Source organism: Spirosoma foliorum (assembly GCF_014117325.1).
Lineage (GTDB): Bacteria > Bacteroidota > Bacteroidia > Cytophagales > Spirosomataceae > Spirosoma > Spirosoma foliorum.
This window is the reverse complement of record NZ_CP059732.1, coordinates 3,496,515-3,509,265: the sequence shown is the minus strand read 5'-3', so window position 1 is coordinate 3,509,265 and position 12,751 is coordinate 3,496,515. Positions and strand designations below refer to the sequence as shown.

The following is a 12,751-nucleotide window of genomic DNA, read 5'->3' as shown; positions in this document are numbered from 1 at the left end:
CGTCTCCTGACCGGATGGGTTTTGAGCTGACGTGTTGGAAACGAAAAGACCGAAGACGCAAGGATGCGTCTCTACTAAATCACAAAATTGATTGGCTCCTGCGATTCCAGCGATTTCAACCGTATCTCCGTTTGGTGCTGGTGGAATACGAGCGAATGCGCTTCGACACTGCTGGTGAGCCAGACGTTACCGCCAATAACTGAATCGTGACCGACAACGGTATGGCCTCCTAAAATGGTGGCATTGGCGTAAATAACCACATTGTTTTCGATGGTTGGGTGCCGTTTTTTCTGCGCCATCGATTTGGCCACGTGGGTAGCGCCGAGGGTTACGCCCTGATAAATTTTTACGTTGTTGCCAATAACCGTTGTTTCTCCAATAACAACTCCGGTGCCGTGGTCAATAAAAAATGACTTACCGATTTGAGCCCCTGGGTGAATATCGATCCCGGTCTGTCCGTGCGCATATTCAGTCAGCATTCGGGGAAGAAGTGGCACATTAAGTTTCAGAAGTTCGTGCGCAATCCGGTAAACCGAGATGGCATAAAACCCTGGATAAACCGCTACGACCTCCTCAATTCCCACCGAAGCCGGGTCATTATCGGCAATAGCGTGGGCATCGAAAAGCAAGTTATCGTAGATAGCGGGTAGCTGTTCAAAAAAACGTTCTGTTAGTACAAGCGGGCTTTCTGCCAGATTTTTTTCCAGCGGACATAACAGGTTGTTGAGTTGTTCATGAAGACTCTGATAGGTCTCCTCTACATGTTGCGAAATGGATTTGCAATCCTGAGTGACCGGAAACAGCAGGCGCATTAACTGGTCAATAAACCGCCCGGCATCAGGTCGTGAGGGGAGTTTATAGCGGTATTTTGAACGCTGAGCTTGTAGGTGATCAAGAAGAGTATTGGTCGCCGTGGTCATAGTATTTTGCTTGTTAATAGATCAAATGGCACTACGAAATTTTTGTTGTCAGGCTTGAGTATAGTAGAATCTGCACCCCATAGTGTAGAAACACAACCTTAGGTCCCTATACGCTTAACGAACAAAAGGCTTGTCTCTATCAAAGAGATTCTATGATTTTGGAACAAAATGCGGGCCGCAAAGTTCGCCGGACGTGTTTGGAGTGTGATTTGTATTAAAAAAATAGTGTCTAATGAATCGAATCATCATGTTCAGTAAAACCGTCACCACATTTCTTATTTCTCTAATCGCCACGTCAGGGGTTTCCTGGCTCGTTGCGTCGGCCTGTAAGCCCGAAAAAGAAGCGAATGTTGTGACGACTGATTCAACAGGAAATACATCTGGTATAGCGGCTACTAAGGTTGTGAATGCTTACCCCAAATTGACCTTTGCTTCACCAGTCGAATACACCTATGCAAACGATGGCACCAATCGGGTATTTGTGGTAGAGCAGGAGGGACGTATTCGGGTAGTTGAGAACGACGCTAATGCCGCTTCGGCTGGTACGTACCTGGATATACGTTCGAAAGTGGCCTCCGGCGGAGAGATGGGATTATTGGGGCTGGCTTTTCATCCTGATTTTAAACAGAACGGCTTTTTCTACGTCAACTACACAAAAAATAACCCGCGCGAAACAATTGTGAGCCGGTTTAAGGCATCATCGGCTAGTGCATCCGAAGTTGATCCTGGCTCGGAAGTAATTCTGTTTCGCTTCGATCAGCCTTATACAAATCACAATGGTGGCAAAGTGTTGTTTGGTCCAGATGGCTACCTGTACGTTGCAACCGGCGATGGAGGCAGTGGGGGAGATCCTCAAAATAATGCACAGAACCGAGCCAGCTGGTTAGGAAAAATTTTGCGCGTTGATGTGAACAGTACCGATAAAGGTCAATATGGCATCCCCAGCGATAATCCGTTTAAAGGGAATACCAATGGCTACCGCGAAGAGATTTTTGCCTACGGACTCCGTAACCCCTGGCGAATCAGTTTCGATGAGAAAGGTCAGCTATGGGCGGGCGATGTAGGCCAGAATGCCATTGAAGAGGTGGATATTATTACGAAAGGGGGTAACTATGGCTGGCGAGTCAAAGAAGGCAATGCCGATTATAATGCACAAGGCAATACGGTCAATGCAGCCGATTTGAAAGCGCCGATCTGGCAATACTCGCATGACAAAGGTGACGTGTCGATCACGGGCGGTTTTGTGTATCGGGGTTCAACGAATCAAACATTAACCGGTAAATACATTTATGCCGATTATGCCAGCGGCCGTGTCTGGGCACTGACGACTAACGGCACAATATCAGCCACAAATCAGGAGATTATTTCATCGGCTGGAGCTATCTCGGCCTTTGGCGAAGATCAGAAAAAAGAACTGTACCTCTGTGATTATGGAGGAGGGAAAATTCTGAAACTAATGCCAAATTGATTGGCGCATATACGTTTTGCTGAGCCTGACTTTATAGAGGTCAGGCTTTTTATGTAACGCGGACATCTTGTCCGCCTAGTAAAAGGTAAATGCAGTCCAAAAGCTATTAGCCTTTACGGTGCGGACAAGATGTCCGCGTTACAATTGGCAGCCTACCCTATCAATTGCTAGTATCTAGGTTCACTGTGGAGATTGGTAGTTATACTCTACGGATTTTGTAGAAATTAAGAAACACATCCGCCTTCCCAAAATCTGTAACTTCAAGAGAATCAGCAGTTGGCTCGAAATTAGCAAAGTCCTGGTAAACTCAATGTTAGTTAACTCAAAACCATAGTAATCATGGCAACGTTTGGAGAACGCATCGCTAACTTTTTCGGCGGTACAGACACAGAAACACAGGAAGGCCTTCGGGGCTTATTTATTACCGAACTCAAAGACATTTATTACGCTGAAAAACAGGCTGTCGATGCGCTGGGTGAGCAGGCTGATGCTTCAACGACCGATGAAGTTCGAAACGCTTTTTTACAACATCAGGAAGAAACCCGAAACCATGTGGCCCGCTTAGAGCAGGTATTCAGCAGCATTGGGGTTGATGTTGAAGAAGGTTCCTGCGATGCGATTGATGGATTAGTCGATGATGCGCAGCGCGTTGTCTCGAATACTGACTCAGGTTCATTGACGCGTGATGCCGGATTGATTATGGCCGGTCAGAAAATCGAGCACCATGAAATCGCTTCGTATGGTTCGGTGGTGACGTTTGCACAAGTGCTGGGCTACAATCAGGCGGCCCGACTTCTGGAGCAAACTCTGAACGAAGAGAAAAATGCGGATAAAAAGCTAACGACCCTGGCTGAATCGTTTATCAATAGTCGGGCTTCTTCAGAAGAGAATAACTCGCACCGAAACGACGACAATGCCGATAATTTCGAAGATAATCTCGTTAAGCCGGATGGCGTCCGTTATGACTCCTCCGTCACACCAGGTAATACGTTGGGATCAACTTACAGTGGTAATGCCAGTACACCATTTGCGGGTACATCGGGCATTTAACCTGATTAAATGAATTGCCAGCTATATACTGGCTGATTCAATTACAAAAAGCTGACTTTTCGGAAAATCACTTTGATGAGATTTTTCGAAAAGTCAGCTTTTTTATGGAGTTTAGTTTTTTCGCTCAAAGCCGTGCCACGGTTACAGCTCTGAGCAAAAAAACTAGTATATCTACACCAAACTCTTTACCTACATGAACAACGTTTCCCGTGACCTGCTGAATGCCGATGAGCTGCTAGCTACGCCAATTACACCCACAAGTCGGCTGAAACGCCTGGCCAACTTGTTGCTGGATACTCTGTTTTTTTACATTATCGTCTTTACGATTGGCGGTGTAGTGATTTTGATATATCCAGAAATGAGCGATTCCCTCGAGTCAGTAAATCCATTACTGGATCGTCTGATCAGTACCTTACTGTTTTCAATTTACTGTATTGTATTTGAAAGCTGGCTCGGTAGAACACCCGGTAAACTAATTACGAAAACCAAAGTTGTAAACAGCCAGGGCGAAAAACCTGATTTTAACACCCTGGTAGTCCGTAACTTTGCCCGCGTTATTCCATTTGATGCGTTCACATTTTTGCGTGAAACCCCCATAGGGTTGCACGACCGACTAGCGCATACGATGGTAATTGATGATCGACCGTCCTTTACGCTCGATCAGTCGCTTCGCAACTTGCCTGACTAAAGTTTACGTTATGACAACCACCATTTTTGAATCTCCGCTTGGTCTGATCCGTATCGCTGGCGACGAAAATGGCGTTTCCGTGATTTCCTGCCTCGATGTTCCCGCACAGGAAACACAACCGGTTGATTCACTTGCCGGGCCAGTTCAGGAGGCCGTTCGGCAATTGCAGGAGTATTTTAAAGGTGAGCGACAAACGTTCGATTTTTTGATGAATCCGGCCGGAACCGATTTTCAACAAACGGTCTGGAAAGCGCTGCTCGAGGTTCCGTTTGGAACGACGTTATCATATCTGGCACTTTCCCGACGCATGGGCGATGAAAAAGCGATTCGGGCCGTTGCGGCTGCCAATGGCCGAAATCCACTCTGGATAGTAGTACCCTGCCATCGCATCATTGGTTCCGACGGATCGCTGACGGGCTATGCCGGTGGGCTTTGGCGCAAAAAATGGCTTCTCGAACACGAAGGCGCTTTCGCCCGGTCGAGTCAACTTTCGTTGTTCTGAATGACTGTTGTAAACCTATAAGGCTTTTGAAACCTTATAGGTTTTGCTCAACGAAATGCTGGTACGTCGGCCTTGTGATTTATCGGCAGATTTTCGAAAGTTTTGAACATTCGGAAATCTGATCTGGTATATTCACGATATGCACACTGTACTGCCTCTGATATTCGTATCCAGCCTGTTTTTGATTGTGTCGGCCTGCGCCCCGCGATACAAAGGCCCCATTACCGACCATTTCAACGGGAAGAAATTCGTTAATCCCGGAATGCCCGAACGAACCTCGGGTGGGGTGCTCAAATGGCTGCTTCACCGCGACAAAGGCCCCTGGCCAGAGCAACCCGATGCCTTTGTTGGCGCTAAACCGGCTACCCGCATCGAAGGCGATAGCCTTGTGCTCACCTTTGTGAATCATTCTACCTTTCTGATTCAGACCAATGGGCTAAATATTCTGACTGACCCTGTCTGGTCGAAACGGGTTGGGCCAACGTCGTGGCTGGGGATCAAACGGAAGCGACCACCTGGGCTTCGGTTTGAGGAGTTGCCCCCGATTGATGTGGTTTTGTTGAGCCACAACCATTATGACCACCTTGATTTACCGACCATCAAGAAATTGGTCAAGGCGTTTAATCCGCTCTTCGTTACACCACTTGGCGTATCGTATTTGCCTAAATCGGTTGGTGGGCGCACCACCCGCGAACTCGACTGGAATGATACATTACAAGTGAATGAAAAACTCCGGCTTAGCTGTACCCAGGCACAACATTTCAGTAATCGGGGCATGGGTGATCGTGATGAAACGCTCTGGTGTGGCTATTTGCTGCACACCAGTTTTGGGACAACTTATTTCTGTGGCGACAGTGGCTATGGCCCGCATTTTAAGAAAATCGGTGAGCAGGCGGGTGCCCCCATTAAGCTGGCACTGCTGCCGATTGGCTCCTATAGACCCGAATGGTTTATGGCCCCTGTCCACGTGTCGCCCGCCGGGGCTGTGCAGGCATTCATGGATTTGAACGCGATACAGGCCGTTGGTATCCACTTTGGTACGTTCCAGCAAGGCGACGATGGCCTGTTTGAACCTGCCGATGATTTGCGAAAATCGCTGCGGGAGAAAAAGATTCCTGAAGAGAAGTTTTTAGTACCGAAGGAAGGACACCCAATGGTGTTTAAGTAGGTTCTTATCAAGTAGTCTCTGGACTACGCCGAACAAAGAGAATTAGAATGAGTCTTCGTGGAGTCAGATTCTCAAATCTGACTCTAGTGAGGTTTCTGAAAACCTATCGATTCATACAATTCGGTTTTGAGAAACCTCACAATGTCGGGTTAAAGAACCCGACATCACAGATACGAATGTTGAGCGTAGTATTGACTACGTTCGAGTGTTATCCAGTCTCTGACCGGGGCGAAATAACTTGAAAATGCCGGTCGGAGACCGGATAACGCTACGACGTAGTCTGGAGACTACGCCGAACAAAGAATTAATCAACGATTTGAAAATTATCAGCCCACAGCTTTAGCTGTGGGTTAAGAGAAAGTAAGCCAACTAGAACAACCGTTTCAACGGTTTGAAAGCTGAGTAAACCGTTAAAACGGTTGCTAAAATGGGATCAATTTTGCCTATACCTACAGCTAAAGCTGTGGGCTGATACTAGGCCCGTTATTGGCGATTAATTACTGCAGACCAATCAGACTGCGCCGAACAAACGCAAACTAACTACTTGATAAAAAAACTACAACAAGATATTATTAACCGCCTGAATAGCTGGTGGAAGGTCGGTTTCGTCGAGCATTTCGCGGAGGTCGATCTCGATGGTGCGGCTCATGGACGTGATGGGCGTATCGTTGGCACTGCCTTCGAATGGGTTTTCGGTGCTTTCGCCAACCTGTTCTAAACTCATAAATACCCAGGAGACCAGCACGCCAAACGGAATTGTTAACCAGACGATGTGCTCGCCCAACTTGTCGAATTCTTTTAACAACCCAAACGGAACCAGCCAGACGAACAGGCGAATAAACAGCCCATTAATGGTGGCAAACTGGCGCGGGTAGGGGAAATTCTTGATGCGTTCGCTTTTGCCCTGGTGTTCATAGAGCTCTTTTAGCATCAACTCCAGTTCGACGTATCGATAGTTCTCAATCCAACCCTGATCAGCTAATTCGCGTAGCTGCTTGGACTGTAGGCTGATTAACTGCGTAGCCCGGTTTTTCTTGCTCAGTACATAATCGGTATCTTGGGTCGATAAGAGCTTCCGAAGTTCATCGGCCAGATTGCTTTCCCGTTCCGGAATTTTGTAAAACTGCCGGTATTCAGCATTGTAAATATTGTCAATGTTTTCCCAAACCCGTGGCTCCCGCAATTGAAACCGAAGGGCTGTCAGCCAGGCGATGTGCCGGTAAATGAGTTGCTGGTGAATGGCTTTTGAGTCGGTACCCAACGCTGCCGGCCTGCGCACAAAATCCCGAATCATAATTCCCAGGCTTCGGCTGCTATTGACAATACCACCCCAAATCTGACGAGCTTCCCAGGCACGGGCATAAGTTGCATTATTTCGGAAGCCAGCAATAAAGGCGGCTGCCGTACCTAGCAAGGCAATAGGCACCCAGGGCATACCCAGCCATTTAAGGCCAACCACCTGATACAGAACCGTGACTCCGACATTGATGCCGATTAACCAGTATAAATTCTGGCGAGTCCAGACGATAAATTCCTTTAGGGTATACTTCCTTCCTGCATGCATGGTGCGAAACGGTTAGCGTCATGATTTTCACAAAGATGTAGAATTATGCGAAAAACAGAAGCGCTTTAATATCCCGTAGAGATTCTGTAATTATCAGGCTAACGGCTTCTCATAAGCCAGAAACCGTAATCCGGGTCGGAAGCCAAGCGTAATTTCGCCCGCGTATTGATACCCTAGTTTGGGGAACAGCTTCTGCGTTGACTGGTTTTCGGAGTTGGTGTCAATCCGTAAAAATTTGATGCCGCGCTCAAGCGCCAATTGCTCTGCTTGTTCCAGTAAGGCAACGGCAACTCCTTGTCCGCGAAACGCCGGGTCGACAGCTAGTCGGTGCGTAACAATTGCACGCTGGCTCAAGTCAAAACCGACTTGCGCGTATTCTGGCTCCTGGTCTTCGGTTAGAGCAGCAACCCCTGCGAGTTGCCCATCGATGTCGGCTACCCAAAGTTGTTCGTTGGTAATATCGTTTCCGAAAACGGTAGCATTGGGGTACTGATCGTCCCACTGAAAATTACCCACTTCGTGCATAAGGGGTATTACATTTTTAAGCAGATTCAGTAAAGCTGGAATATCAGCAACAGTAGCAGGGCGAATGGTCATCGATTGATTCGTTAATGGAGCGCAAATAAGGTATTTGGCCGATTGCTAACCAAATGAAAGACCATTGTAACTACGTTAATCCTGTAAAAGTACCCCACTATCCTGATCAATGAATAACGTTGCGTTGCCATGTTGGCGTAAAATGGTGGAAGGGTATTTTTCAGAAATGGCGTCGGTCACCGTATGTTGAATCGCTTCGGCCTTATGAGCTGCCGGGACCATGCAAAAAATAATGGGTGCTTTTACCAGAGCTGGAATTGTGAGCGTAAGGGCGTATTCGGGTACTTCTGACAAGGAGGCAAAACAGCCGTCGTGAACCTGTTGCCACCTACTGGTTAAGTCTAACCCTACTTTTTTGACAAGCGTAGGATCGTCAAAACGGGCCACGTGCGGATCGTTAAAGGCAATATGACAGTTTTCGCCGATTCCCATACAAACAATATCGGTGGGGTATTCCTGGAGTAGTGCGGCATACCGGTCACATTCTGCATTTGGATCATTATTGCCATTGATGAAATAAACGGCTTTCAGGGGTACCTTGCTAAAGAGTCTATCATTCAGGAAGTTGCCGAATCGCTGAGGGGCGTCTTCAGCCAAATTGACGTACTCGTCCATATGAAAAGCATTGATGCGCTCCCAGGCAATGCCGGGTTGTTCGGCCAAGGCCGCCAGAAACTCATTTTGAGAAGGGGCTGCCGCGAAAATAATATTGATAACGGGTTGCTTCTCCTGCAAATTCCGAATGGTATTGGCAGCTTGCCCGGCTGCCTGTTGGCCCAGACTATGCCGGTTTTCAAAGAGCTTAACAGTAAGCTGGTCAACGGTAAATTCACGAATTAAAGAACTAATTGTATTCATAGTATCAGGTAGTTATGACGAGTCGATTTAGGCTGAATAGATAATTTTACCCTGTATCATGGTTAGGTTAACCGTAAAATCCTGATCGAAAAAGACGATATCGGCATCTTTACCTTTGGCTAGTGATCCTTTTTGCTGATCGACGCCCATGATGCGGGCAGGGGTTGTGCTGGCCATTCGGATGGCTTCGAGCAGCGGAACATCGGCTAGTTGAACCATATTACGAACCAGGCGATTCATGGTGGCCACGCTGCCAGCAAAGGCCGTTCGATCGGGTAGTTTCGCAACGCCATCTTCGACGATTACTTTCAACCCATTCTTTAAGGAACCTAAGGTACTTTCGCCTTCCGGCATCCCAGCGGCACGCATCGCATCGGTAATAAGCGCGGTCCGATCGGCCCCTTTAATTTTGTAAACCAGTTTGAGTAACGGAGCGGGTAAATGGACACCATCGCCAATGATTTCAACGTCCAGATCGAGCAAAAAGGCACTTTCGATAACGCCAGCATAGCGAAATGCATTTCGGCGGGTAACACCCGACATAGCTGAATATAAATGGGTTACCAGCGAGTAGCCATTTTCGTAGGCCAAAAGTACATCGTCATAGAGCGCATCCGTGTGGGCAATAGCCGCTATAATTCCTTTCTCTCGAAGCCGCTGCCCGAACCGAATGGCGCCGTCTAACTCAGGAGCCGCACTCCAGCGGGCAATGGAGGAAGAGTGAGCTAAAATCTCCTCGTACTCGAGAGGGTCAGGGTTTCGGATATAGCGAGGGTCTTGTGCACCCCGTTGACTGAGGGCGAAATAGGGGCCTTCCAGGTGCATGCCCAGAAAAGCCGCTCCCTGAGTATTGTTTCGGTGAGCTAGTTCGTAGACGTCCAGTGTTTGCAGGAGATCGTCTTTCTCGGCCGTCAGCGTGGTAGGGACCATTGCTGTCGTGCCGTAACGAGCATGGAGTTCGGCAATTTTCAGAAAAGCCTCCTGCGTGCCATCCATGAAATCGAAACCACCGCCACCATGTACGTGAATGTCGATAAAACCGGGTGCTACAAAATGCCCTTTTGCATCGAGTTCGACTGCTTCCGGCACATCGACAGGTCCTTCGTGGATGCCGATAATCTGACAGTCCTCAACGACAATTGTTCCACCTCGAATGGAGCGAAAGGGCGTTAGAATGGTACCGTTAACTATTTTTAGTTTCATCAGAATCCCCACCGTTTTACTTTATGCCCAAACATAGCATAATAGATCAGGTATAGGTAGCAGGGGAAAAGAACCCAGTAAGCAATATGGACAGAATAGAGGTCGGCAAAATAGCCGTAGACGAGTGGCATAATCGCATTGCCACACAAACCCATAATGAGAATCGAAGCGCCGAGTTTGGTAAATCGACCCAGACCATCCAACGCCAGCGGCCATAATCCGGCCCAAACCAGCGAGTTAGCCAGCCCCAACAAGACCACAAACCAGATCGAAATATCGGCTGTATGCCCCAGAAAAGTGACAGTGCCATGCGTGAAAATAATCAGTATCGTAAACGTCGCGCCCAGAATAGTGCAGATGCGTAACGCGTTGACCTGACTAATAAATCGCGGAATCGTGCTGATACCGATGAGATACCCGCAAATGGTACAGAACAACGTGTAGGAGGGAAAGGTCTTGGCTTTCAGGAGATCGATTCCCATCGAATTGGCATAACCGATAATGGTATCGATGGCGATAACCTGCGTTCCTACGTGGAGAAAGATGGCAACTGCGCCCAGAATCAGGTGAGGGAACTGGAGGATGCTACTCTTTCCGGCATTCGCAGTGGCTACATCGGGCGTTTCGTGCTCCGTGTCGATTTCGGGTAAGGGAGATCGATATACTAAATAGCCTAGTGCAAACAGAAATGTACCCAACACTGCATAGGGTGGAATAACCCGTCGAACCAGTTCGTCGAGAGCCGCTCCCCGTTGCTCCGCGCTCATAGTGCTTAATTGGGCAAACAAATCGGTATCCGTAGGCCGTAGAATAACGGCGGCAAAGATCAGTGGCGAGAGAATGCCGGCGGCTTTATTGCAGATACCCATCATGCTTATTCGCTGGGCGGCCCGCTCTTTGGGACCCAGAATCGTTATGTAGGGATTGGTTGCCGTTTGCAGAATGGCCAGCCCGACACCAATAGTGAACAAGCCCATCAGAAACAGGGCGTATGTTCGGGTCATGGCCGCCGGAATAAAAATGCCCGCGCCTGCGGCCATCGCCCAAAAACCAAACATCATTCCTTTCTTGAAGCCAACAGCCTTCAACAGATAAGAGGCTGGAACCGACATGATGAAATAAGCAATATAGAACGCAAAGGCAACCAGATACGCCTGAAAACTGGTCAACTCGCAGGCAATTTTGAAGTACGGAATCAGGATGGAGTTCACCCACGAAATGAAGCCGAAGATGAAAAACATCAGCCCGACCAGAAAAATCGAAATGGTCGTTTCCCGCTTACTCAGACTGTTGACGTCGATAGCTAGTGTGCTCATTTTTTTAGGTTTTAGTGCGGACCGTCCGCGCTACATTATAGCGTTGGTTCCCAACCCTTCTCGTATTCACGTTGCCAGAATTTCAGGGCGTTTTTGTTATTCAGAATATGACCGTTGGTTGGGTCAATATCCAGGGCGTCGCCTGAGCGCAGGGCGATATTGCCCAGTTGACAAAGCAGTGTACTCTGATGCCCACCCACAATGCCTGATGCCAGTGGTGTACCCTGTCTGATGGCTTCCATGAAATTTTGAAGGTGTGTGGCGTCTAGAGCCTGCGACGGGTTCATTTTGTTACGTGGGTCGATAGGCAGATCGTTCTTCACATCCTTGATCAGTTTATTATCGAGGTCGAAGATTTTGTAGGCGTTGCCACCACCGTATTGTAAAGAGCCCGTTTCTCCATAGAACGTAACGCCCACATCGCTGCCTTCTACGGTTCGTCCATTGCAGCTTCGGCCTTCCCAGGTCATGGCTGTGTTGTTGGCGAAGGTCAGGTTTATTACCTGGGTGTCGGGTGTTTCCCAATCGTCTTTATAGCGATACCGACCACCCAGCGACGTGACTTTATTGGGGTAGTCGACATCCAGACCCCAACGCATCAGATCGAGCATGTGGGTACCGTTGTTGAGGGCTTCGCCCGTGCCCCAATGCCAGAACCAGTGCCAGTTGTAATGAATAACGTTGTCTTTGTAGGCACGCCGGGGAGCGGGGCCCTGCCATAAGTCATAGTTGAGCCAGGTGGGTACTGCCTGCGGTTTGCCAACCCCAATCGTTGCCCGATTGTTGGTGTACCAGCCTTTGGCAAAGTAAGGCCTGCCAATTGCCCCTTTTTTGATGTCGTCGATGGCTTGTTTTACATTGGGCCAGGAGCGCCGTTGGTTACCCATCTGGATAACATTCTTGTATTTTGCCGCCACGGCAACCAGCAACTCACCCTCGTGTGGATTGTGGCTACAGGGTTTTTCGAGATACACATGTTTGCCCGCTTTAGAAGCCAGAATGGCAGCTGGGGCATGCCAATGGTCGGGTGCCGCAATAACGAGCGCGTCCATATCCTTGTCTTCCAGGGCTTTTCGGAAGTCGGGCTGATTCTTTGGCTTCGTTTTCTGAATGCCTTCTACCGTCGTAATGCATTTTTCAGCTGCTCTTGAATCAACATCACAGATGGTGACAACTTCACAATTGGGTTGCAAGGCGTAGTTACTCGATAAAGCCAATCCTCGACTGTTTACACCCATGACGCCGACCCGTACTTTTTCATTAGCCCCCAAAATTCGAGCGTAGCTTTTAGGGCTAAACTGGGGTAGAACCCCGCCAATGGATACGGAGGCAGTGCCAATAATCGCCTTCTTGACAAAACTTCTTCGGGAACTCGAAGTCTGATGATTTCTATCGTTTTTCATGAGCATGGTTTTAG

The 12,751-nt window shown here is 48.3% G+C and carries 12 protein-coding genes; 5 read left to right on the top strand and 7 right to left on the bottom strand.

What is annotated here, in order from left to right:
- Positions 1 to 74: 74 nt before the first annotated feature.
- The gene (locus tag H3H32_RS14690) at positions 75 to 920 is read right to left on the bottom strand and encodes a serine O-acetyltransferase (RefSeq protein ID WP_182463419.1); all 846 of its coding nucleotides are present in this window, start codon (positions 918 to 920) and stop codon (positions 75 to 77) included.
- A 232-nt stretch (positions 921 to 1,152) separates the two neighbouring features.
- On the opposite strand from H3H32_RS14690, the gene H3H32_RS14685 reads away from it, so the two are divergent.
- The 5 genes from H3H32_RS14685 to H3H32_RS14665 all read left to right on the top strand — a co-directional run bounded on the left by H3H32_RS14685 (position 1,153) and on the right by H3H32_RS14665 (position 5,796).
- Positions 1,153 to 2,388 carry a PQQ-dependent sugar dehydrogenase gene (locus H3H32_RS14685; protein WP_182463418.1) on the top strand — a complete coding sequence of 412 codons (1,236 nt, stop codon included), beginning with the start codon at positions 1,153 to 1,155 and terminating at the stop codon, positions 2,386 to 2,388.
- Between the two features lie 339 nt (positions 2,389 to 2,727).
- The gene (locus tag H3H32_RS14680) at positions 2,728 to 3,438 is read left to right on the top strand and encodes a YciE/YciF ferroxidase family protein (protein ID WP_182463417.1); all 711 of its coding nucleotides are present in this window, start codon (positions 2,728 to 2,730) and stop codon (positions 3,436 to 3,438) included.
- Positions 3,439 to 3,631: 193 nt separating this feature from the next.
- Complete coding sequence (locus H3H32_RS14675; RefSeq protein ID WP_182463416.1) at positions 3,632 to 4,126, top strand: RDD family protein; 495 nt, start codon at positions 3,632 to 3,634, stop codon at positions 4,124 to 4,126.
- A gap of 10 nt (positions 4,127 to 4,136) precedes the next feature.
- Positions 4,137 to 4,628, top strand: a complete 492-nt coding sequence (locus tag H3H32_RS14670) for a methylated-DNA--[protein]-cysteine S-methyltransferase (protein ID WP_182463415.1) — start codon at positions 4,137 to 4,139, stop codon at positions 4,626 to 4,628.
- A 139-nt stretch (positions 4,629 to 4,767) separates the two neighbouring features.
- A complete protein-coding gene (locus H3H32_RS14665; RefSeq protein ID WP_182463414.1) occupies positions 4,768 to 5,796 on the top strand; it encodes an MBL fold metallo-hydrolase in 1,029 nt (342 codons plus the stop codon).
- A 556-nt stretch (positions 5,797 to 6,352) separates the two neighbouring features.
- Here the strand turns inward: H3H32_RS14665 and H3H32_RS14660 are convergent.
- From H3H32_RS14660 to H3H32_RS14635, 6 genes are all read right to left on the bottom strand, one after another.
- Positions 6,353 to 7,360, bottom strand: a complete 1,008-nt coding sequence (locus tag H3H32_RS14660) for a bestrophin family protein (protein WP_182463413.1) — start codon at positions 7,358 to 7,360, stop codon at positions 6,353 to 6,355.
- A gap of 93 nt (positions 7,361 to 7,453) precedes the next feature.
- Positions 7,454 to 7,957 (bottom strand): GNAT family N-acetyltransferase, encoded by a 504-nt coding sequence (locus H3H32_RS14655; RefSeq protein ID WP_182463412.1) that lies wholly within the window; start codon positions 7,955 to 7,957, stop codon positions 7,454 to 7,456.
- Between the two features lie 75 nt (positions 7,958 to 8,032).
- Positions 8,033 to 8,815, bottom strand: a complete 783-nt coding sequence (locus H3H32_RS14650) for a glucosamine-6-phosphate deaminase (RefSeq protein ID WP_182463411.1) — start codon at positions 8,813 to 8,815, stop codon at positions 8,033 to 8,035.
- A gap of 27 nt (positions 8,816 to 8,842) precedes the next feature.
- Positions 8,843 to 10,018, bottom strand: coding sequence for an N-acetylglucosamine-6-phosphate deacetylase (gene nagA / locus H3H32_RS14645; protein ID WP_182463410.1), 1,176 nt, complete (start codon positions 10,016 to 10,018; stop codon positions 8,843 to 8,845).
- Positions 10,018 to 11,334, bottom strand: coding sequence for a sugar MFS transporter (locus H3H32_RS14640; RefSeq protein WP_182463409.1), 1,317 nt, complete (start codon positions 11,332 to 11,334; stop codon positions 10,018 to 10,020). Before H3H32_RS14640 ends, nagA begins: the two co-directional genes overlap by 1 nt.
- Positions 11,335 to 11,369: 35 nt before the next feature.
- Positions 11,370 to 12,737, bottom strand: coding sequence for a Gfo/Idh/MocA family protein (locus H3H32_RS14635; protein ID WP_182463408.1), 1,368 nt, complete (start codon positions 12,735 to 12,737; stop codon positions 11,370 to 11,372).
- Positions 12,738 to 12,751 lie beyond the last annotated feature (14 nt).

Coding starts and splice junctions, on each gene's coding strand:
- H3H32_RS14690 (WP_182463419.1), bottom strand. CDS start 920: ATGACCACGGCGACCAATACTCTTCTTGATCACCTACAAGCTCAGCGT.
- H3H32_RS14685 (WP_182463418.1), top strand. CDS start 1,153: ATGAATCGAATCATCATGTTCAGTAAAACCGTCACCACATTTCTTATT.
- H3H32_RS14680 (WP_182463417.1), top strand. CDS start 2,728: ATGGCAACGTTTGGAGAACGCATCGCTAACTTTTTCGGCGGTACAGAC.
- H3H32_RS14675 (WP_182463416.1), top strand. CDS start 3,632: ATGAACAACGTTTCCCGTGACCTGCTGAATGCCGATGAGCTGCTAGCT.
- H3H32_RS14670 (WP_182463415.1), top strand. CDS start 4,137: ATGACAACCACCATTTTTGAATCTCCGCTTGGTCTGATCCGTATCGCT.
- H3H32_RS14665 (WP_182463414.1), top strand. CDS start 4,768: ATGCACACTGTACTGCCTCTGATATTCGTATCCAGCCTGTTTTTGATT.
- H3H32_RS14660 (WP_182463413.1), bottom strand. CDS start 7,360: ATGCATGCAGGAAGGAAGTATACCCTAAAGGAATTTATCGTCTGGACT.
- H3H32_RS14655 (WP_182463412.1), bottom strand. CDS start 7,957: ATGACCATTCGCCCTGCTACTGTTGCTGATATTCCAGCTTTACTGAAT.
- H3H32_RS14650 (WP_182463411.1), bottom strand. CDS start 8,815: ATGAATACAATTAGTTCTTTAATTCGTGAATTTACCGTTGACCAGCTT.
- nagA (WP_182463410.1), bottom strand. CDS start 10,018: ATGAAACTAAAAATAGTTAACGGTACCATTCTAACGCCCTTTCGCTCC.
- H3H32_RS14640 (WP_182463409.1), bottom strand. CDS start 11,334: ATGAGCACACTAGCTATCGACGTCAACAGTCTGAGTAAGCGGGAAACG.
- H3H32_RS14635 (WP_182463408.1), bottom strand. CDS start 12,737: ATGAAAAACGATAGAAATCATCAGACTTCGAGTTCCCGAAGAAGTTTT.